The 23,035-nt window shown below is 50.2% G+C and carries 13 protein-coding genes; 6 read left to right on the top strand and 7 right to left on the bottom strand.

Features of this window, described 5'->3' with window-relative positions; all coding sequences use genetic code 11:
- Positions 1-186 precede the first annotated feature (186 nt).
- On the top strand, positions 187-1,401 hold the full coding sequence (locus tag QJT81_16145; protein WGZ93325.1) for a DUF1566 domain-containing protein: 1,215 nt from the start codon (positions 187-189) through the stop codon (positions 1,399-1,401).
- A gap of 257 nt (positions 1,402-1,658) precedes the next feature.
- Entirely contained in the window at positions 1,659-3,026 is a 1,368-nt protein-coding gene (locus QJT81_16140; protein ID WGZ93324.1) for a DUF1566 domain-containing protein, read from the top strand.
- Between the two features lie 78 nt (positions 3,027-3,104).
- On the opposite strand, the gene QJT81_16135 is transcribed toward QJT81_16140, so the two are convergent.
- Positions 3,105-16,121 (bottom strand): SdrD B-like domain-containing protein, encoded by a 13,017-nt coding sequence (locus tag QJT81_16135; protein ID WGZ93323.1) that lies wholly within the window; start codon positions 16,119-16,121, stop codon positions 3,105-3,107.
- A gap of 235 nt (positions 16,122-16,356) precedes the next feature.
- Between QJT81_16135 and wrbA the strand changes: the two genes are divergently transcribed.
- From wrbA to QJT81_16115, 4 genes are read left to right on the top strand one after another with little or no spacing between them, the layout of a single operon-like run.
- Positions 16,357-16,944 (top strand): NAD(P)H:quinone oxidoreductase, encoded by a 588-nt coding sequence (gene wrbA, locus QJT81_16130; GenBank protein WGZ93322.1) that lies wholly within the window; start codon positions 16,357-16,359, stop codon positions 16,942-16,944.
- Positions 16,941-17,303 carry a DUF2069 domain-containing protein gene (locus QJT81_16125; GenBank protein WGZ93321.1) on the top strand — a complete coding sequence of 121 codons (363 nt, stop codon included), beginning with the start codon at positions 16,941-16,943 and terminating at the stop codon, positions 17,301-17,303. The genes wrbA and QJT81_16125 overlap by 4 nt, the downstream gene beginning before the upstream one ends.
- Positions 17,303-17,782, top strand: coding sequence for a 2-C-methyl-D-erythritol 2,4-cyclodiphosphate synthase (ispF, locus tag QJT81_16120; protein ID WGZ96506.1), 480 nt, complete (start codon positions 17,303-17,305; stop codon positions 17,780-17,782). Before QJT81_16125 ends, ispF begins: the two co-directional genes overlap by 1 nt.
- Positions 17,775-18,068 carry a 4a-hydroxytetrahydrobiopterin dehydratase gene (locus QJT81_16115; GenBank protein WGZ93320.1) on the top strand — a complete coding sequence of 98 codons (294 nt, stop codon included), beginning with the start codon at positions 17,775-17,777 and terminating at the stop codon, positions 18,066-18,068. The genes ispF and QJT81_16115 overlap by 8 nt, the downstream gene beginning before the upstream one ends.
- On the opposite strand, the gene QJT81_16110 is transcribed toward QJT81_16115, so the two are convergent.
- The 6 genes from QJT81_16110 to accC all read right to left on the bottom strand — a co-directional run bounded on the left by QJT81_16110 (position 18,040) and on the right by accC (position 23,001).
- The gene (locus QJT81_16110; GenBank protein ID WGZ93319.1) at positions 18,040-18,483 is read right to left on the bottom strand and encodes a HEAT repeat domain-containing protein; all 444 of its coding nucleotides are present in this window, start codon (positions 18,481-18,483) and stop codon (positions 18,040-18,042) included. The two genes, QJT81_16115 and QJT81_16110, sit on opposite strands and share 29 nt — an antisense overlap.
- 2 nt (positions 18,484-18,485) lie before the next feature.
- Positions 18,486-19,286, bottom strand: a complete 801-nt coding sequence (locus QJT81_16105) for a glutamyl-Q tRNA(Asp) synthetase (protein ID WGZ93318.1) — start codon at positions 19,284-19,286, stop codon at positions 18,486-18,488.
- Positions 19,287-19,300: 14 nt separating this feature from the next.
- Positions 19,301-19,756 (bottom strand): RNA polymerase-binding protein DksA, encoded by a 456-nt coding sequence (gene dksA, locus QJT81_16100; GenBank protein WGZ93317.1) that lies wholly within the window; start codon positions 19,754-19,756, stop codon positions 19,301-19,303.
- A 180-nt stretch (positions 19,757-19,936) separates the two neighbouring features.
- Entirely contained in the window at positions 19,937-20,665 is a 729-nt protein-coding gene (locus tag QJT81_16095) for a zinc-ribbon and DUF3426 domain-containing protein (protein ID WGZ93316.1), read from the bottom strand.
- Positions 20,666-20,776: 111 nt separating this feature from the next.
- A complete protein-coding gene (prmA, locus tag QJT81_16090) occupies positions 20,777-21,658 on the bottom strand; it encodes a 50S ribosomal protein L11 methyltransferase (GenBank protein WGZ93315.1) in 882 nt (293 codons plus the stop codon).
- A complete protein-coding gene (gene accC / locus QJT81_16085) occupies positions 21,655-23,001 on the bottom strand; it encodes an acetyl-CoA carboxylase biotin carboxylase subunit (protein WGZ93314.1) in 1,347 nt (448 codons plus the stop codon). Before accC ends, prmA begins: the two co-directional genes overlap by 4 nt.
- Positions 23,002-23,035: the final 34 nt, after the last annotated feature.

The raw sequence follows: 23,035 nt of genomic DNA, 5'->3' as shown, positions 1-23,035 counted from the left end.
GCTGTCTTTGGCTAGTTCTGATTGGGACGCAATAAAGTAGCAGGTTGTGGGGGTTTGTGCCACTACCGAACCGGATACCCGGTCAAACTAGCCATTAATATATTTGATTAATGTTTTCCCCATTAATTTAATATAATGCCCTATTAATGCCATAAACTAAGATTAACTACTTATGCGGGATAAGCTATGGATATGAATAGAGTGTTGATTAGTGTCGTCATACTATCCGTTTTAACGGGATGTGGCGGTGGAGGCGGTGGACTGTCAGCAGAAGATCAGGCTGCACAAGCCGCTGCCGCCGCGCAAACCGTTGCCTCTGCTAAAGAGATCATCAGTACGACCGTTCCTAAAGTTACTAAAAGTGCTAGTGATGCAAAAACAGCCAGTGCCGCAGTGGCAGCACTAGCCACACCCGTGGAACAACAAGCGACCTCTTATCAAGAGTCGAATGTTGTGGCTGCGCTTAACACCTTGAAAGGCTATGTTACACAGGCGGCTGAAAGCGCAGCACAGGCAGAGGCACAGCAAGCACTGGTCACTAAGTTGCAAGCCGATACCCAAGCTTCTCAAGATTTAGCGTTACTTCAAAAAGCAGCCCAGCAAGCGCAGCAGGCTGCTACCTTGGCAGAACAAGCACGCCTAGCCGCAGAACAAGCCTTGCAGGATGCTCAAACGGCAGTTACGAATCTAACGGCTGCCATGAAAGTGGCTGATGCAGCTAAACGTTATACCAAATTGGATGCCGGTGGTAACACATTGCCAGCTTCAGCGCCGTCTTGGGCTTGTGTAAAAGACAACACCACCGGTTTAATTTGGGAAATGAAAACCGATGATCCTAAGAACCCTGGTCCACGCGATAAAAGTTGGCGTTATAAACACATGCATAATTCTGGTGGTTATGCCATTACAACGGATTTATACGGGAAAACGCTTTGCAACGGTATATTTTCATGTGATCCCTACAGCTACATTGACATGATGAATCAGCAGGTTGGGCTATGTGGTAAGAATAACTGGCGTCTACCTAAAATGGTCGAATTGGGTTCTATTGCCCAGATTAATGCAGATGAACGCCCACCGCATATTGAAAGAAGTATTTTCAAAGATCTCCCTGATGCGAAAGCGGCTTATTGTTCTGAAAACATGATTACGGATGTAACCCAGTGTGGATACAACCCCATTCCTAATCCTGTCCCACGTAATCCTGATGGGCGCATCGAATGTAACTACCAAGGTGTGGATTTTGGTAACGAATTTTTACCAAATCTGCCACATGACCGACCTCACCTCGAACTCAGTATTGCTGTGGCATTACGTCACTACGGTGAAGTGGCTGATGGGAAGGATTATGCTTATGGGGCTGCTAACTGGCTTTGCAGCACTCGGTTGGTGACCCAGTAAATTTGTATACTGTCACTGTAAGGGCGACCTGTTAACAGGCCGCCCTTTTCATTTTGATTCTGTGCCGTATAGCGGCTCAAACCCGCCAATTAATAAAATTAATGTATTTACGATAATAAATTTAAATGAAAATGTTGATCGCTAACACATATTAAACCATCTATTGGTGATTTAATTATTTCTATCAAAGAAGGTTCTGACCACATAGCCTTGGCTATTTTACCCCAAAGTTTCATTGTTCATCGAGGGATAGCGTAATGAACACAAACCCATTGGTTGTTAATCTGTTTAACAGTTCGCACCGTAAGCATAATGTGTTGTTGATGACTAGTATTCTGACTGTATCACTGTTAACAGGTTGTGGCGGAGGTGGTGGTACTTCAACGCAAGCACAAGAAGCAACCCAGTCAACGACTCAAGTTGCCGCTAACACTTCCACCGCTACTGAAACCTCTGCCCAGACTGCTGCTAATCAGACGGCAGCCGCAGCACAAGCTGCCGCAGCACAAGCAGCCGCAGCACAAGCAGCCGCTACCTTAGCAGCGAATCTGGCTAAGGCTCAGGAGTCGCTTAGTACGGTAATCGCTAAAGTAGTGAGTGAAGCACAAGCTGCGAAAGAAGCCAATGGTGCTATTACAAATTTGGCTCAACAAGCAGGAGAAGCCGCTGCACCTTACCCAGCAATAGCACAATCACAGCCAATGACCAATATTAAGGGCTATGTGACACAAGCTGCTAAAGAAGTGATTAATGCAACAGCCCAACAAACCATCGCCGAACAAGAAAAAGCTAAGGTACAAAATTCGCAGGATTTAGCTACCATAGAGCAGGCGATTAAAAACGCTGAAGCTGCTGCTGCCAAAGCAAAAACGGCTCACGATGCCACTGAAACAATCTTGCAGAATACATATACGGCGGTATATCAGATAAAAGCAGCCATTGACCTTGAGTCGTCAATGGCAACTATTCCTGAAATACCTGCTAATGCTGAGAGGGTAGCAGGGCGTTATGTTAAGTTGGACAATACCGGCAAGCCTCTGGCAGCGACCGCTACGAACTATTCATGCGTTAAAGACATACAAACCAATTTAGTCTGGGAAATCAAAACCAATGATGGTGGTTTGCGGGATAAAGACTGGCGTTATCGGCACTTTCATAACTATAGCGGCTATTGGGGAACCGTGAGCGGTTATGACGGTTCCACATTATGTGCAGTGCTCGGTTCTTGTGACGCGTACAGCTATATGGAAACAATCAATAGCCAAGGTATCTGTGGCAGGAAAGGTACTTGGCGTTTACCCGTGAATGGTGAGTTGGGAAGTATTGCGCAAATCAATACAGGTGGTACTCCCCCGCATATTAATTTGTCAGTTTTTTCTGATACGGCTCAGATTGCCAGAAAGTCAGCTTACTGTTCCATGAATACGAATACTGGTGTGGATGCTGAACATAATTATCAAGGGGTTGATTTCACAATGCCACTGATAGATGGCGTTCAAACGCGCCCTAATCTGGAAAATAGCATTTTAGTTGCCTTAAGGTTGCACGGTGAAGTGCAGGATGGTTTATCCATCTATCCAACTGCAAACTGGGTTTGTTATACCCGTTTGGTGAGTGATAAGTAAGAACACTTCGCTAGGCGCATGAAAAAAGGGCGATTCGTACATTAACGAACCGCCCTTTTTTACGTTAGGTGCAGCGTATTACTGCAATCCACCTTTCACAATGTAATTAGCGGCAAACCCGGTATTGAGTGGGTGTAACAGAATATTGCCCACCAACAAGCTGGTATCGTTACCGGGGCCTGTGAATAGCGTTTTGCCATCAAAGTTTAAGTCAGTAGCCAGATAACCGGACAAAATGTGGTTGGTGTTGCCTTGGAGGTTATCCATACTGGTAATCACCCCACTTAACAGGCTAGTGACATCGTTGCCGGGGCCATTAGCCGTTAGGGTATGGCTACCATTAATGTCACCCGCCCACATCCATGCCAGTTTGCCACTGACGAAGCGTGACTCTTCGCCTCTGACAACGGTTGAGCTGGCAGCAAAGTCGAGCATTTTCGCACTGTTGTCCAAACTGACCGGGCTGGCACTGACAACACCTAAGTGGTTACGGTGGCGCACACTAACGTAGTAGTTACCTGCTTTGATGTTAGCGAAGTGCAGGTTAGGTGAGCCTGTTTGAGCGTCAACCAAATCGCCGTCCCGTTGCAGGATAACAGCACGGCTGGCTACCACACTGCCCGGACTTGTGCGCAATTCAACCAATGCCCAATCCACTACCGCATTATTGCCGGTTGTTTCCTTCAGCATGGTACTGAGGGTTTCAGCCCCCGCATGACCGAATGCTTGGTAGGGGTGTTTGTTCGGTAGTAAGCCGAGAGTGTTCAAGTTTGCTGACATGAGCGCTGTTTTGTTGTCGTAAGGCCCTTGTAATAAGGCACGGACATTAATCACTACGCCATCGTCAGCCGTGTTGTTCACAATCCTGATTTGGAACAGTTTTTTGCTACTCAAGCCACCTTTGTCAGTCACGGTGATTTCTATTTCATAGGTATTGTCACGATTGGCGTCCATCGGCGCATCATAGTCAGGGATAGCACGGAAGCGCAGAATCCCAGTGGTGGCGTTAATCTCAAAATGACTGCTATCCGCACCGCTGCTAATACGGTAAGTTAGTTTGTCACCCACATCAGGGTCTTGCGCTTGAACCATCATGACATCCGCATTACTGTCCTCATTGGTAAGTACCAGTGATGCAGAGGTGATGCTAGGGGCTTCGTTAATATCCATGACGCGTACATTGAGATCACGCACGTATTTCTTGCCATCCGCAGTGGTTGCGGTAATTTGCAATTCATAGACGTTATCCTGATCCTTATCCAGCGGCAACTCATAGTTCCCAGCAGGTGGTAAAGTCCCCGGTAGGGTTGCACGTGCTTCAGCTTCGTTATTATCGCGGGCTGACTTGGTAATAATGACATTGCTGGTCAGGAACTTCACGGTTGCACAATCCAGCGTTGCACCGGGCGTCGGGTTGACTATGGTGAAGAAGTTACCGTCTGCACCGCCACTAATAACGTAAGTAATTGGGTTGCCATTGCTATCTTTGGCTTCTAATAATTGAATAATAGTTGCAGTGTTAGTCTCATCAATCACTATATTGCCCGCCGTGCCGGTAATCAGGCTATCGCACACCTGTGTGGTGATGCCATCTTGGATGCCGGAAAACTCTGAGGTTGAGCCGAACGTGGTAGCGTTGCTTTTCTGTGTGAGTGTCGCACTGATAAATGTGCCTTTGGCAACTGTCATATTGGCATTGAACGTACCTTTGAAATTCAGTGACTCGGTTCCGGGGTGACTGATGTCCTTGCTACCGATAAAGGTTTGCCCTTCACCATGGCCTGAATCATCCTTGTCTGCACTGACGAAGAATTCGAGACGGTAATCACCGGCTGGCACATCTAGGTTAAAGTCGTAGGTCACGATCTTCGTACCATTAACACCGAAGGAATTGACTTTAACCTCAGGGTAGTTAAGCAGGTGATTGGGCCCCTCATCGATATCTTTAGTGTCATTCGTTGTGACACTGCCAATTTCAGTGCCGCCAACCAAATCAATCCCCAGCCCACCGTTGGCGTAGATGCTGTTGCCTAGAATGCTGTTCAGCAGGGTATCTGCTTTTGAGCCTGCAATCGTAATGCCGTTACCGGTGTTGTTGGCAATGATATTGCCATCACCGTTGATAGTACTGCCAATTTTATTAGCGCTGGCGGTATCCAGACGAATCCCTGAACCCGTATTACCGCGTGGAATCCCTGCTGGGGTAATACCGATATAATTGGCGAGTAGGTAATTATTGTCGCTGCCGTTTAAGTAAATACCCGCGCCGCTAAAACCGTTGATTGCCAGTTTGCGCAGGGTGCTGCTGCTGGCTCCAGCACTCAAGGCAAGACCGTTAGCAGCACCACCGGCATTCGTGCCGTTTAGCTCCAATGTTGGGTTGCTGTTAGATCCCTGTGGCAGTGCACCATCGAGTACAATCGGTGCAGTAATTGGGGGCAAAGCACTTTGCAGAGGAATGCTCCAATAACCTGTGTTGTAATTCGGATCGTCGGTAGTGGAGAGTTCCAGAATCGCATTTTCTTTACCTGCGGTGCGCCCGACTTGTGCCAATGAACTATCATCACCCAACACATTGGCGTTGAGGATAAACTGGCGCAAAGAACCTGCTCCACTGTCATTGGTGTTGGTTATGGTGTCGAAGTTGAAGCCGAAACTGACATTGCTGAGGTTGGCATTACTTAACGTAATGGCTTGGCTGAATGCCGTACTCGCGGTACTCACATTGTTCACGCCGTCAGTACGGTAGGTGATCACCCCGCGTTCGGAACCGTTTGAGCCGGAGCGGGTCGAGCGCACGCTGGCATTCACCACTTGCACACTGTATACACCCACTGGAATGTTGGTGAAGGTATAGCTACCGTCGGCTGTCGACGTGGTGGTGGCGAATACGTTATTGCTGGCATCGCGTAGCTCGACGCTGGCACCACTGATACCCGTCATGCCAGCCGTTGCCGCATTGAACGCCCGCCCATTGCCGCCACCGTAATTCACGTCTTCGTAGATTTTACCGGCAACATTGTACGCTTCCAGCAGCAGAACAGTGGGGGAGAATTCTGAAGTGCCGGAATTGCTGAGTGTGGCGGTGGCGGTCATGCTGTCACCCGTTACAAACCCTGCCGGAGTTGGAATGGTGATAGTGAAGGCGTTCATGCCGGTGTGGTTGTTGCCATCCGTGTCGGTGGCAATGGCGCACGTTGCGGTGTCGGTATCGCTGGCGCTGCCTTCCACGAAAGTATCAAGGTAGGTCTGGCCTTCGCCGTAGTCCTTGGATTTACCGAATTTGTTAGCACCCGGCGTGGCTTTGCCGCCTGCACTGACATCGGCTTCAAACAGCTCAATGGTTGCTCCCGCAGGCGCACACCCTTTGAGGGTGAGGTTGCCACCACTTTCAGTGATAGTAGCGAGCATGGGGAAGTTGATCAGGTCGTTAGTACCGGTGTCTGCATCATTGGCATCGTTCACGGTAATACCGTTACCACCGAGGTCAATGCCTAATTTGCCGTTGGCGTAGATCTTGTTGCCTAACATGCTGGTCGCTTTAGTGCCATCTGTGCCGCCGACTTTGATGCCATCCCCGCCGTTGTAGGCAATCAGATTGCCAGCACTACTGCTACCGCCGATTAAGTTTGGTCCTAAGGGGCTAATAACGGTGATGCCGCTATCGCCATTGCCCCGGTTGATAGCACCTGTTGGGTCAGTACCGATGTAGTTTGAGGCAATCAGGTTGTTTTTAGATTGCACCACTTGGATACCCGCCATTTTAAAGCGGTTGATCGCGAAGTATTTCACCGTGCTGCCATTGGTCGCGCCATTTAATGCAAGACCATTGGTGTAGTCTCCGGCGTTGCTGCCATTCAATTCAATGACGGGGCGGTTGGCGAAGGTGAATGTGGGGGCAGTCGTCCGCGCCGGTTGGGTAGAGGCATCGAGGATAATGTCATTACCCAGCGCGGGCAGGGCGCTTTGTACCGCAATGCTCCAGTATTGGTTGGCGGCATTGTAGTTAAGGTCGCTGGTGGATAATTCCAAAATGGCATTGTCTTTGCCAGCGGTGCGCCCGGTTTGTGCCAGTGTGCTGTCGTTGCCTAGCAGGTTGGCGTTGAGGATGAACTGGCGTAATGAACCTTGCCCGCTGTCATTGGTGTTGACCACGGTGTTGAAGTTGAAGCCGAAGTTCGCGCCGGTAATGTCAGTGCTTGCGATCGTTATCGGTTGGACGGATTGTGCCTGACCACCACCGGAGAGGGTGAAGGTAGCAGTGTTCAGCGTCTGGTTAGTGGTATTTGCGGGTGCATCCGCACTGCTTGGTTTGCGCCCACCAATTTCGTTGACGACATCGGTTGTACCATCGGTGCGGAAGGTTTGAATGCCACGTTCCGTGCCATTTGCGCCAGTACGGGTCGATTTGACCGTATCATTGACGGCTCGCACGTAATATGCCCCATCAGTAACGCTAGTAAAGTTGTAAACACCGCTAGTATCGGTGGTAGTGCTGCTCATGAAGTTACCGGCGGCATTATACAGCTCAACCCGTGCGCCAGAGACACCCACTGTCCCCGCAGTGCCGAATGGACGACCTGCGCCACCGCCGTAATTCATGTCTTCAAAGACTTTGCCTGTAATGCCCCCCGTTTGTTGTGCCAAAAGCGCACACAGGGTGTTATTGTCCCCTGCGTAGGTCAGGTTCATGGATGATCCTGCTGTGACTGAGGCGGCAGTCCAGCTACCACTCATGGTCACAGAGCTTAATTGTCCAATGATTGAACCACCTGCATACCAGTAGCCATTCAGTTTTGGAGAAGAGACAACAGTGATGTCGCCTTTGGAGAACACGCCAAAACGCCAAGCAGGGACACCGGCATTACCGGCGGAACTCGTGGCTTCAATGGAGTTGGCAAACAGGCGGAGGGAACCAGTAGTTCCAAGCTCGAATTTGTTGGATGACCCAAGCTTTATCTTGTCAGCATGAATCTCTACATCACCCGTAATATTGAACGTGGTGGAGCTATTACTGTTTTTGACCCCGCCATCAAGGTTGCCAACGATATGGATAATGGCAGGGCCGGTTATGTTAATTGTCACCGCCGAATCCACTGTCACGGCAGAATAGTTTTTGTCCCCAACAATATTGATGGTTGATGAGCCAGCAATATTCAGGGGGCCGTCGGAACCATCGCCGCGTTTAACATTGAAAGCCAGCTTCTTGGCAACAGTCCCTGACTGTTTGCAAGTGGCAGCATCACACTTGGTGTTTGTGGTGTCGATCAGCGTCGGCGTGATGAGGGTATTGTTGGTTGTCCCGTAGATTTTCCCTGAACTTCCCAACGTGATGGAGCCAGCCGGGTCATGGATATTGATTGGGCCGGGAAATACACCAAGGCACTCTGCCATGGTCGTTGGGGCTGGATCAAAGCCAAAGTCCTTGTTGGCAGTTGTGCCGCCTGCCGTGACCGTAACCCCAGTCAGTGGGTTGATTGTTCCTAGCATAGCGCCTGCTGGCAGATCAGCATCTGCCGTATTCACCCGAATCTGATAGGTTAGTGTGGAACTGATGTTATTGAAGCTATAAGCACCATTCGCGGCTGTGTCGGTAGTGGAAACCGTCGCGTTATTCGCTGCATTCAACAGGGTCACGCTGATCGCATTAATACCGGCTTCTGTTGCGGAGTCGAAGGTGTCGTTACCATTACTGTCGGTGTAGACCGTGCCTGAAATAGTTCCTGCGGTTGCATTCGGCCCGACTTCCGCAAAGCCTGTCGAATCAAAAGTATAGCTGCTCAAATCTGATGCATCATTTTGGTCATGCCAGTCCAACTTGTCTTTGGATAACGTGCTGGTTTGTGAGGCATAGCAACGCGCTTTAACGTTATTCAGGCCATCGACAACACCCGCCTTGATAGCCAATTCCACCTGTCCGTTCAAAATGCGGACAAATGCATCCCCTTGGTTGATGGAATAATCAGCTTCATACCCTGTTGAGCAGCCTTTGGTGTCTTTCTGTCCCGGATTCGCACAACCGACATCGTTGTTAGCATCCTTGTAAATGATGGCATCGCCATTGCCAACGGCGTGCCATGTGCTGCCTTGGTAAGTACTGCGCGGTTGCACCCGTATAAACAAATCGCTGCGTGCGGGGGTTTCTGGTGACGTAGCATCGTGATCAGTGTCCAGTTCCAGATGATACTCGCGGCTTGCCCCCGTATTGTCATAGTTCCAGTTTTCACGGAATTGCCAGGCGAAGAAATAATATTGTTCAGTACCGTCGTAGTAACCCAAGCGGCACTGCTTAATGTCTGTGTCGCCTGCCCCCGCAACGGCTGGATTCCAGTTTTCATAAATATCCTGCGCATAGCTTTGGCAGGGGGCGTTTTCTGCACCGTCTGCACCATTGGGGTTGTAGGAGGATGTGCCGTGGCAGTCATCAATGATGCGCTGGCTTGTCCATGAGGTTGGTGGCTCTGTGCTGGTATTCGCTTGATACCCGAAGTCTAAGCCGTGGTTATTTTGCCCTGAACTACCCACTGTAAAATTGATGACCGCATTGCCACCGCTAACCGTTGCATCCGAATCCCGAATATCTGTTTGGCTGTTGTTATCCGTTTTGTTGTCGGCGTTTTGTGTGGTTAGGGTGTAAGTATTGAGGCTGGTTTGCGTAGTGTTGACGCTCAAGCTACAGCTTTCACCGCTGCCCATGAAGGTGGCATTGCCGCCCGCTTTATTCGAGAAGTAGTATTCGCCTTGTGCATTGGTCGTAGTCGTGGCGTTATCCGCGCCGCAAGCCAGTGTGACGGTGACATTGGCGATGCCTGCTTCGTTTGCATCTTGCAGGCCATCTTTATCCGCATCCAGCCATACGCGGTTGCCCACTTCAACGGGGGAAGGATCACACAGCACTTCCAGTTCACCCATGCCGGTACTTTTGCCGAGCGTTGACCATGACACGTGGTAGCTATTGTCTTTAGCACCCGTGCGATTGTTTAACCACACCACGCCATTAGAACCCCAGCTATTTGCGTCATAAGCGGAAGCCAACACATGTTCCTTACCCGGCGCAAGTGCTAAACCACCGGCGGCGATTTCATTCATGCCCTCCCAGGCATTATTGGATGGACCTAAATCACCCCAATAATATTCATCCGTGGTTTTACTGTTGGTGGCAATCGCGGTGCTACAACCCGGTTCAGAATCATTTAAATAGCCGGTATCGGTTTTGCACAAACGCAATACGTCACCCATTGTGTCGACATAATCAATCGTTGGATCACCACACGCAGGTTCGTCATACGAATTCGTGCCTTTTTGCAGACCCGCACGGTCAATAATCCCCACAATGATCGAGCCATCGGTATCAAATTCGAGGTTGCCCACGATGGGGGAATGGAATTGCGGGCGCACGTTGACAGCATCCGCTTGCGGCAACCAACCTGACCATTCGCCAATATTGGTATACCCAAAGCCACTGCGCGGTTGGTTAATGGCAAAATCTTTCACATGACTGAAACCAGCCGCTGTATTCGCGGGGTTAAAGCGCAATACGTAGCCTCGGACTTTACTTAAATTGTAAGGGTCAGTTGCAGCATCACACACACCGCCCACATACACATAACCCCGGTGGTATTTCACTGCCCAAGGGCGGAATGTCCCGGAAGTACAAGCGTAAGGGGAGGGCAGGTTGACTGCATAGCCACCCAGTACATTCGCTGCGGTGGGCGCAGTGGTGGGGCTGACATTGCCAATCCCATAAAGCTTGCGGTCATTCAAATTGATTAGCCACAAACGGTTATTGGGTTCGTCATAGTCGATGTCACCCACCCCAACTTTGCCAACTTTATCCCACGCGGCAACGTCGTGTGATGGCGACCAAACACCCGTGGCAAGATTATTACAACTGTCAGTAGCCACGCGCACATCATTGCCGGTGTCAATACCAATCGCCCGCAAATCAACGTAAGTGGATGCGCCGGTATAAGCCGCATTAGGGTCAGTCATATCAACCTTGTAAATACCACCCGTACCTAATGCACCGAAACCACTGAAGCGTCGCATCGCCGCCGATGCATACAACGTCTTGGTGGTTTTCTGGTAAGCCAGCCCCCACAGTGCACCCGTTTGGCTGGTGTTCGCTTTGGTAATCGCGGGTGGCGTTTGGTCATAAGCACCCCCTGTCGCATCGTAAGGGAACGTGAACAGGCTGGCATAGTTACCAATATCGGCAATGCTAGGGTTGCCGTTAACGAAGTTGAATGCCGCAACCGGCGGGATTGCTTGACAATATTCGATAGGGTCACTGATGCCTAAGTTCGCCGCGCAACTGCCACTGGCGGTAACAAAACGCACGGTACTCGCGGTATCCGTGCCTGCTGCACCGGGGTAAAGCCCGCTGGGTAAATTGGTGTATTCCAGTCGGTATTGCGTGCCATTCGTCAACCCATTCAAGGTATACCAGCCGCGTGCATCCGTGGTCGCGGTAGCGGCTACCGCATTCGCACTGTTGTAAGCGGTAACAGTAATACCGGCAATCCCTTCTTCCTGAGGTTCGCGAATCCCGTTTTGGTTGTAATCGCGGAAGGCAATTCCACCAAACTGACCCGCGCTGGCATTACATGCCAAATCAAACCCAAAGTTTTGGTTGCTGAGTGTGTTGCCAGCAGTAACCGCTATATTGGCTAACGGATTGGTCGTGCCAATCACTGCACTGGCAGGAAGGTCAGCATCGCGGGAATCGACTTCAACCCGATAACGCAGTGTCGGGCTGATACTGGCAAAACTGTAAGTGCCATTGGCGGCGGTACTCGTGGTTGCCATCAAGTTGTCATCGCTGGTCGTAGCGGTTGTACCATTGTTGTCATACAGCGAAACACTGATATTCGCCAAACCGGTTTCCGTTGCCCCGTCGAAAGCATTGTTGCCGTTAGTGTCGGTATACACCGTGCCGGAAATACCGCTAGTGGGGCAGGCGGATGCCAGAGCCACCGTGACATCATCAATGATTAGCTCATTGCCTTTTTTATCCGTTGGGAAACCACCTACCGTACACCAGGGCCCGGAAATGATGGAGTTGGGATCACACCAGCCGCCATCTGTGCCAATATGCCCGTAGTTGACAAAACGAATCGTGGATGATGCACCTGTTGCAGTAAATTCGATGCGGTATTTCTGGATTCCCTCATCTTTGCCCGGTGCTTTGAAGTGTACCGAACCGCTAGGGGTATCCACCCGCATAATGCCGGAGTTCCAATCACCGCCTTCAGGAATGGCAGAGAAGTACAGGCGGTAACGTTGCCCCGCCGTTGACGCAAAGGTACGCGATAGCGTGACGGGTTCTGGACCCCAATGAGATTCATGAATATTGACACCGGGGCTGACATCATCAACGTCATCACGCAACTCCACCGCATCCGGTGGTTCCAGCATCCTACCGTTACCATCAAATGCTAATACTGCACTGGTATCGGGGTAAAAGCGGCGCATCATGCCATTGCCGAAGTAAATTGAGCGCCCCTGAGTTGCCGCAAACGGGGAAACTTCCACGGTACGCGCATAGGTATCACTACCACCACCAGTGGCTGTCCAGTTGCGGATCACAAACGGTGTCGCAGACGTATTCGCGCCGAAATATTGTTCGCTGGCTAAATCATCGAAGTTGTCGGTGAAAATCGTGCTGCTACAGGTTTGGCCGTCACCGCGCACGATGGTGACATCGGGGCTATCCGGCGGCACGTCTATTGCCACCGCAATCGGAAAGTCTTCCACTTCACCATTATTGGCATTGTTGGCTGGCGTGCTGGTGGTAACGGCTGGATCAGTCGTCAGGCGCAAGCGGATAAATGTTGTACCCAGCTTAATATCCGTTGGAATACTGTTCCAGGTTAGTGTCACCGTGCCATTGGTGTTATTAGCGACGTTGGCGGAAGCTGCTTCATCCGCATCAAATGTGCCACTCTTGTCAAAATCTATCCAGCCATACAGTTTGCCTGCTGAGCCAGTGGTGTTGGTTGTTCTAATGTCAACACTGTAGCTGGTAGCGGTCATTTTTAAAATCGGGAACAGTGTGATAGTAGGATTATTGTATTGTTTGGGTGCACCATCCTCATCTACACCATCACCGATAGCGTTGTAACTGTATTGGCTGGCTGTTTCACTGTCTGGGCGGTTTGCACCTAAGAACAAGCTGTTCAGAATGGTATGGCGAGCACTGCCATAGCTGGCTGGGGAATCCCCGAAATCATAAAAAGGCCCAGCAGAAATCGTTAGCTTGTGATCTTCCACTTCGCCGCTGGTCGCCGAGCCGATGGATACTTCCGCTTCTGATTTGGTTTGGCTTAAGCGTAAACGGGCGTAGGTTGTGCCCGCCGTTGTGCCAGCAGGAACGGTGAATGTCGATTGAAAATAACCGTTCCAGTAAACATGCTGGGTATCAGCCTGTTCTCCCGCATCCAGAAAGTCACCATCGCGGTTAAAGTCTAGATAAGCTCTCAGGTAGGCGGTTGAACCGGTCTCGTTTTTGACGTAAGTCGTTAGGGTGTACGTTTGCCCCTGAGTGGTAGGAATAATTGCCGGATTATGCAAGCCATCTTCATCATCCGTGCTGCCATTGTTGTCATCGCCATCCGCATTAACGCTGTGCAGCGCTCCACTCTCGGTATCAACGTGATTGCCAATCATCAGGTTGGGTGTGATGACATGGCTGGGGTTGCCGTATGAGGCAGGCGCATCACCGTAGTCTTGCGTACTGGTCGATACACAAGCAGATTCTAACGCCACCACGACGTTATCAATCATGGGTTCGCTGGTTTTCGGTGTCGTGCTTAAACCATCAATTGTACACCATGCTGTTGTCAGGGGATCACACCAGTTGTCGTCAATCGCTAAGCGGCTGTAGTTGACAAAGCTGATGGTTGAGGTCGCTGCATTGGCAGTGAAATCCACTTGATAGAGGTAAGGACTGCCAGTGCCTGCGGGGGTTTGCAAGTGTACGGAACCACTGGGCGTATCGACCCGCAGCATCCCGTTACGCCAGCCATTGCCATCATTTTCTGGCAATAATTCGAAATACAACCGATAGCGCTGCCCCACTGTCGTGTTGAGGGTGCGCGAGAGGCTGGGTGGGAGTGGCCCCCAGTGTGAATCACCACTGGTTGTGTTGGGTGTTAAGTCATCGGCAGTGTCGCGCAATTCAAGCGCTGTTGGGGGGGTAGTGATCACGCCGTTACTGTCGACACTGGGCGTATCGGGTATGGCTGGAAAAATACGCCGAATGGCTCCGCTATCCATGTAAATAGATGTGCCGTGGGTAGCATTGTGCATACCATCTGTGCGATTACGGGTGTCTGCCCCACCGCCACTGGCTACCCAGTTACGTATCGGGGTAGCGCCCGGACGGTTTTCTGCAAAATACTGTCCGCCGGTCAAATCATTAAAGTTGTCGCTAAAGACGGTGGTGGTGCATGAGGTCGGTGTTGTACCTTTGGTAACACTGACGCTGGGGCTATTGGGGGGCAGGCTTAATGCAATCGCAATGGGGAAATCTTCCACTTCACCATTGCTGGCATTGCCGGTTGGGGTGCTGGTTGTTACCGCCGTATCCGTGGTCAGGCGCAAGCGGATAAAGCTTGTACCGGGTTTAATATCCGCAGGGATGCTGCTCCAGTTGAGGGTAACGCTGCTGTCATTAGCGCCGGTGGGAACATTGACCGAAGTGGCCTCATCCGCTTCAAACGTGCCGTTTTTATCGAAGTCGATCCAACCGTAGAGCTTACCTGCGGTTCCCGTGGTATTGGTCACTTTGAAAGTGCTGCTATAGCTGGTATCGGTTTGTTTTAGCAACGGAAAGCGTGTGATGCTGCTATTGGATGGCGCTTTGGGTGCGCCATCTTCATCAGCGCCATCACCACTGGCGTTGTGAGTGGGTTGACTGGCACTTTCTGAATCGGGCGCATTCGTACCTAATTTAAGACCCGCGACAATCACATGGCTGGCATCGCCGTAACTGGCAGGCGCATCACCAAAGTCATAACTATTGGGATTTGCAAAGTTTCTATAACTACTGGTGCAAGTTTCTGGGCTATCCAGTTCTGTTGGACGCACAAACGCAGTACGCACGGTGTTAGTTGGCGTGGTGTTTTGATTGTCGAAAAACTTATTGCTGGTTTGCGTTTCGTCGTAAAAATTAATTTTATTGCTTGCGCTATCCCCATTAAAAGGTCCTTGGTTGGTGGTTGAACCAGAGAATATTAGGGAGCCGCCGCCGGTAAATGTGCTGTTATTGGTGAAATTACCACCTGCAATTTTGGCATTAGGGGCATTGTAAAACTCTTGGTTATTTTGCCAAGGACCACCCGGTGTGCCATTCGCTTGTGTGATCAGAATTGTACCAAAGTTGGCGGTTCGTGGGCTGTTATTGTTATATCCATCATACGAAACAAATGTGCAGTAATTCGTAATGGTCGAATTAGAATTCATATTGATGAACTTTTTAGCGTAGACCCGTCCGTAATTATTGAATGTACCATCCGGGTTGAAATTCCCCTCCATCTCCAAGCGGTAATTATTGGTCAGTGTTGTGCCATTTTGGGTATTGAAATCTTGTGCCGCAATGACTAATCCGTCGTTAATAAACGTGGAGTTATTGCCCAGTTGAAAACTGTTTGCCATCGTCATGGTGGCATTGGCGCGGTTGCGGAATGTCATTGCGCCGTTGGTATTCAGGCCGCCAATAAAACTGAGCGTGCCGTAGTTGTCGATAACCGTGCCGCTGTTATAGGAAAATGTCTGTAAATTTGCCGTGCCGTAGTTGGTTAAGGTGCCTGCCACATTGTTGAGATTGCCGGGCGTGAACGTCGCCCCTGTTTCCACGCAAATGCTGGCACCACTGCCGAATTCTACCGTGCCGGTATACGTACCGCTGGCGATTTTGAGTGATTGCCCCGACGTTAGGGTGTAATTGTTGCTGCCGCCCGTGCTGGTTTGTGTGTAAGTCGCCGTGCAGTTGGCAGCAAATGCTTGCCCTGTCAGCACAGTCAGTAACAATAATGCGAACAAGATTTGTAAGGAAAAACCAAGCGATCCATTGGCATAGCGACGTTTAGGCATTGAAATGTTCATTATTCTAGTTCCGTTATCATTATGATTTTTCGGCTTTAATTGGTTTTGCCCATGCAGTTTTTATTATTATTTATACTTATTGTAACACCATCATAGTTTTAATCAATAATGATGGTAGCATATGATGCATCTTTAGGTCTTCCGCGTTTGTTGCATCCCCACTTGCACCCAAGCCAGCATCCCGCTAGATTGCACAGCAACTCAAAAAGGTATTTGAAACCCGATGAAAACTGTCCTGATTTTGTATTACAGCCGTCACGGTGGCGTTTCCAGCATGGCGCAACAACTGGCGCGTGGCGTTGAAAGTATCACCGCCACTCAAGCGCTATTGCGCACCGTGCCGGAAGTCTCCGAAGTGTGCGAAGCGGTTGCAGACACCATCCCCGCTAGCGGCGCACCTTACGTGACGCTGGAGGATTTGAAGCAGTGCGATGCACTCGCGCTCGGTAGCCCCGGTCGTTTTGGCAATATGGCGGCTCCGTTGAAATATTTCCTCGAAAAAACCAGCAGTCTGTGGTTGTCTGGCACACTCACGGGCAAGCCTGCGGGGGTTTTTACGTCCACCTCCAGCTTGCACGGCGGTCAGGAAAGCACGTTGTTGTCGATGATGTTGCCGCTATTGCATCACGGAATGCTCATTACCGGTTTGCCGTATGCGGAAGCGGATTTGATCAGTACGCAAAGCGGCGGTACACCGTATGGTCCGACCCACGTTTCCGGCAGTGATAGCAACCGCCCGCTAACAGATGAGGAAAAACGCCTGTGTTTTGCCCTAGGCAAACGGTTGGCACAACTGGCGCATCAACTATGAATAAACTCCCGCTGTGGCGTAACCTGACCTTATTCAGCCTATTGGGGTTGATCGGTCTGATTATTGTTTGGAATAGCCTGCTTGCCAGTACGCAACACGTGCCACTGTGGCTGGAAATTCCGCTATTGCTTGCCCCGTTGTTGCTACTGGTGCGGGGTATTTGGCTGGGAAACTCGCAAACCCATGTGTTCGCGGTGTTAATGTCGTTACTTTACCTGATGCTGGGGATTTGGGTGGTGCTAGACCCACAGGAACGCTTATACGGTTATGCGATGATTTTCCTCAGTGTGGGTCTATACGCGGGTGCATTCATGACCGCTAAAATTCTTGGTAAGCGCAATAAAGGGGATGCCGCATGATGCGGATTGGGCATGGTTACGACGTACACGCTTTTACCACAGGTGATCATCTGGTGCTGGGCGGGGTAAAAATTCCGCATACTCATGCATTTAAGGCGCATTCTGATGGCGATGTGTTGTTACACGCCATTTGCGATGCCTTATTAGGGGCGCTGGCACTGGGGGATATTGGGCAACATTTCCCTGATACTGCCGCAGCGTATGAAAATATTGACAGCCGAATTTTATTGCGGCACGTCGTTGGGTTGGTGCGCAGTCATGGTTATGGGGTTATCAATCTGGATAGCACGATCATTGCGCAATCACCTAAAATGGCACCGCATATTTTGACCATGCGCGAACACCTTGCGGCTGATTTGGGCTGTGAGTTAGGGCAGGTCAATGTGAAAGCAACCACGACTGAGAAATTAGGTTTCACCGGGCGCAAAGAGGGTGTAGCAGCCCATGCGGTGGTGTTATTAGGAGTAAACCATGATTGAAAAATTAAACGATGAAGCGCTGGCGGTTATCTTGGAAGGCTTACCCGGTTGGGTATTGCGTGATAATAAATTGCATCGCGTACTGACGTTTGCCGATTTTGTCGAAGCTTTCGGCTTTATGGCGCAAGTCGCATTAGTGGCGGAACGCATGAACCATCACCCCGAATGGTGCAATGTGTACAAAACCTTGGCAATTAGCCTGATCACACACGATGCAGGCGGTATTTCTCACAAGGATATTGAGCTGGCACAAGCGATTAACCGTTTGGCGGGCTATCCGGTGTAAGTGTCGCCAAGGCATCAGCCGCCACTTCACGCACTTCGGCTTCCTTATCATGTAAGCAGGCTTGCAAAAAAGGAAGCGCACGAGCATCGCCACTCAAGCCCAAGTAATGACAAGCATCCGAACGAACCGTGACATTGGGGTGCTGACTTAGTTTTCCCAGTGTTGCGATGGTGCTTTTGAGCAAATCAGACCCTGCAAGATCTTCCATCACTACGCCAATGCCGATGCGGGTACTCAGTGCTGTGTTAGGGTTTCCTAGCAATGCCAGCACTGCTTGCAGCGTTGCGGGTTCGCGCTGGATGCGGGCAGTAACTTCTGCGGCACGTCCGGTTGCGAGTTGCGCGTTAAATAGCAGGTCGATTTCATGCTCTTCGAGCATCCAGCGGGGGAAGGTGCGCCAGTGATTGTTTGCCATGTTTATGCCTGTGAAGGTTGGAGGTTATTTATATCCCAATGCCTGATTGCCCAATCCCAACACGCATTGATGCTGGAAAATTCGCAAGCATCAGGGCAAGGTTGCTTGAGAAAACGCAGGGCAGCCACCAAGGTTTGCAAGCGTTCGCTGGTATTAAGGGCGGGGGCAAGGTTTTGTTTACTCAGTTTTTGCCCGAATTCATTCAGCACTAATGGCACATGCGCGTAATGCGGCTGTGGTAATCCCAGCAATTGTTGCAGCCAGATTTGACGCGGCGTGTTGTCCAGCAAGTCAGCACCACGTACCACTTGATTGACACCTTGAAACGCATCATCCACCACGACTGCGAGTTGGTAAGCAAATAAGCCATCGGCACGTAGTAGCACAAAGTCGCCTACTTCGCTTGCTAAGCGCTGGCAATATTCCCCGTGTATGGCATCGTTGAAACAAATGGGAGCATCGTGGGTGCGCAAGCGTATGGCTGGCAAGGTTGGTAAGCCCTTGCGGGAACGGGTGCAGGCATAAGTGTGTTCGTGCAGGGTAGCCAGTGCGGCATGGTAAGCATCTTGGCGCTGACTTTGGTAAAGGATGTCACCATCCCACTCAAAACTGTAGTCGGCTAAGGTTTGGATAATGGCATTCGCCGCACCGGGTTGTTCGCGGGGTTTATCAAGGTCTTCGATACGCAGTATCCATTTTCCTTGCGCCTGCCGTGCCGCCAGATAACTGGCGGTGGCGGCGACCAGTGAGCCAAAATGCAATGGCCCAGTGGGTGAGGGGGCGAATCGACCAATCGTCAGCAAGGTTTGCAGTGCCTTTAGACCGCCATCTGCTTCTCTTTGATTTCCTGGGTGGTTTTGCAGTCGATGCAAAGTTCAGCCGTCGGGCGAACTTCCAGACGCTGCAAACCAATTTCAACCCCGCACGCATCACAGTAGCCGTAATCATCATCGTCCAGACGTGCAATGGTCTTTTCGATTTTACGGATCAGTTTACGTTCTCGATCACGCGCACGCAGTTCTAAGGCGAACTCTTCTTCCTGAGTAGCACGATCGGCTGGGTCAGAAAAGTTAGTGGCGTCTTCTTTCATGTGATCGACGGTGCGATCGACTTCTTCCATCAGGGATTTTTTCCACGCGACGAGAATGTTACGAAAATGCGCGAGTTGCTTTTCGTTCATGTACTCTTCGCCCGGTTCAGGGATATAAGGCTCGATGCCATCAACGGGCAGCGCAGCTTTTCTTGTTAGATAGGTTACATTATCAGTTGCCATTGTTATCTCCAACAGTGAGTGGCGATGGTTAGTGGTTTTTGTTGTAGCTCTTGTCGTTCTAACACTAACCTGCAATTTACGCGGGGCGGATTATAGCGGAATTGATCAGAATAAACAGAACTTTCGTTGATCGTTTAGTCTTTTATTAAAAAAATTTATGTTTATTTTCCTCTTTTTTATTCACATGAAGCGAAATTGGAAACGTACTGCTGCTTCACCGGGGTCAGCAATATTTAGCAGTAATTCATCAGGAACACCCATTTGCATGAGTTCTCCATTAAAATGTTGAATGTATTCTTCTGGTGGAAAACGGCGCAAGGCTAACACCACGTTATTTTGATCTAAGAAACTGATTTCAATTAGCGGGTACGGTTGTGGGAACGCGGCATCATTCTGGATGGCAGCACTGATCGTGAGTACTTTAGGGGTATTGGGGTGTGAGTAGATATTCCGGCTCAACAGGTTAATTTTGCGTATATCACGGGGTGGAATGATGTTGCAACCCAATAGTTCACAGATTTGGTGAGTTAGGGTGGTTGTCACCGGTTGTCTTGCCAACCAATGACGGCTGCTATAGAGCACTTGCAATAATAATAAGAGTGCCAAAACGGCTAGACTAAGGCGTAACAAATAATATCCTAGCGGATGCCGTAACGTTAGGTGTGGTAAGCGGAGTGTGGGGTGGTTGGTAGATTGGTTTGACGTTCTACTCACAACATCAGTTAAATCCAAGGGTACTGCTGTGCCTAATTTGGCAAAGCGCCGCTCTTCAGGGAGCGTTTGGCTTAGACTTTTCATGGCATCGAAAATATTGTCGCACTCACCACAGCGCAGCAGACCTTGTGCTGCTGTCAATTCTTTCATGGTGACGCGAAAAATCGCGTTGCAGTGGTTACACTGTGTATACATGACTCCACGCCATTTGAATAATCGCTTTATTCTAGTTGTTATCGGACAAAAATGTTTAGCTTAGGCTCTGAAAAATAACATTTAGCACGCTGCTGCACAAAAAAGTACAGATTAACGGTAAATACCGCTGACACGAATCCAGTCATCTTTTTGTACAATGGAAAAATCCGTGAGGCTGGGTTGGTAAGCGCTTTTGATAGCCTCTGCCTGTTCAGCAAGAATGCCTGATAGAACTAATTGACCACCGGGGCGTAAGGCACTTAACAATGCTGGTGCAAGCTCTACCAAAGGGCCTGCAAGGATATTTGCCATAACAACATTCCATGTTTGCTGTGGGAGTTTTTCCGGGTAACAAGTTTGTAATTGTGCAGGATTAATGCTGTTACGTTCGGCATTATCGTGCGTTGCTTGCAACGCTTGCGGATCTATATCCGTACCCACAGCCTGCTTTGCGCCTAGTTTGAGCGCAGCAATGGCCAACACGCCAGAACCACAACCGTAATCCAATACTTCTTTGCCAACCATATCCTGACTATCCAGCCATTCCAGACAAAGAGCAGTGGTAGGGTGTGTGCCTGTTCCAAACGCAAGACCGGGGTCGAGCAGTAATTTCACGCTGTCATCATTGGGAATTTCAAACCAGCTTGGGTAAATCCATAGGCGTTTTCCGAAGCACATGGGTTGGAAACTATCCATCCACGCCCGTTCCCACGGTTGATCCTCAACGATTTCCAGTTGTACCGATACAATATCCCAAGCGTTCTTTTGTGTTTCCAGCAACAACAGTAGCGCACTGAGATCAGTTTCTTCATTGTACAGCGCAGTGACAACCAGATTGTTCCACAGGCGCATCTCGCCGGGGCGTGGTTCAAGGATCGGGTCATCCTCTGCATCTTGCCAAGTGATGGAAACGGCATCAGCAGCTTCCATCGACTCGACAACTGCTTCTTGATGTTGTGACGTCGTTTGGCAAAGCAGTTGTTGCCAGCTCATTGGTGCATTCCCAACATTTTTTCAAGGTAGTGAATATCAGCACCACCAGCCCGGAAGGCAGGATCTTCCATAATGCGGGTTTGCAGCGGGATATTGGTTTTAATGCCTTCGATGACCATTTCACTGAGTGCGCCGTGCATCCGGTTGATCGCGGTTGCACGGTCTTGCCCGTGCACAATCAGCTTGCCAATCATGGAATCGTAGTACGGTGGCACGCTGTAATCTGCGTAAATATGCGAATCCACGCGCACACCTAAGCCCCCCGGTACATGGTAGCGGGTGATTTTGCCGGGCGATGGTGCAAATGTTTGTGGATCTTCTGCATTGATACGGCATTCAATGGCGTGACCATTCGGTTTGATGTCTTCCTGACGCAAGGCAAGCACTTCACCGGAAGCAATCAGCAATTGCTGTTTGACCAGATCAACACCGGTAATCAGTTCGGTAACAGGGTGTTCGACCTGTAAGCGGGTATTCATTTCGATGAAATAGAATTCGCCGTCTTCGTAGAGAAATTCAAATGTACCTGCACCACGGTAGCCGATTTTACGGCAGGCTTCGGCGACGCGGTTGCCGATACGGGCGCGTTGTTCCGCAGTGATAAAGGGTGCAGGGGCTTCTTCCACCACTTTTTGGTTGCGGCGTTGCATCGAGCAATCACGTTCACACAGGTGTATGGCATTGCCGTGCGAATCGGCGAGTACTTGCAGTTCAATATGGCGCGGGTGTTGCAGAAATTTTTCCATGAACACCACATCATTGCCAAAGGCTGCTCTGGCTTCGGCACGGGTGAGGGTCACGGCTGCAACCAGTTCGTCAGCAGAGTGAACCACACGCATCCCGCGTCCACCGCCACCGCCGGTTGCTTTGACAATCAGGGGATAGCCAATGCGTGTGCCCATTTTGAGAATTTCTTCGGGATCTTCGGGTGTGCCGCCTTCTGAGCCGGGTACGCAAGGGACGCCTGCTGCAATCATGGCATCCTTCGCTGAAATTTTGTCACCCATCAAGCGGATGGTTTCAGCGCGAGGGCCGATGAAGATGAAACCACTGGATTCAACCCGTTCGGCAAAATCCGCATTTTCTGACAAAAAGCCGTAGCCGGGGTGAATGGCATCGGCGCCGGTCACTTCTGCTGCACTGATGATGGCAGGGACATTTAGGTAGCTATCAGTAGAGCGCGGCGGGCCAATGCACACCGATTCATCGGCTAAACGCACGTGTTTAAGGTCACGGTCAGCAGTGGAATGTACCGCAACGGTTTTTATGCCAAGTTCACGGCAGGCACGCAAAATACGCAGAGCAATTTCGCCCCGGTTTGCGATCAGTACTTTATTTAACATGTTGTCACCTCGAAGGTGTTAGCCAATCGCAACG

It is taken from the genome of Candidatus Thiothrix putei (assembly GCA_029972225.1).
GTDB classification, from domain to species: Bacteria; Pseudomonadota; Gammaproteobacteria; order Thiotrichales; family Thiotrichaceae; genus Thiothrix; species Thiothrix putei.
This window is presented reverse-complemented; position numbering and strand designations above follow the sequence as displayed.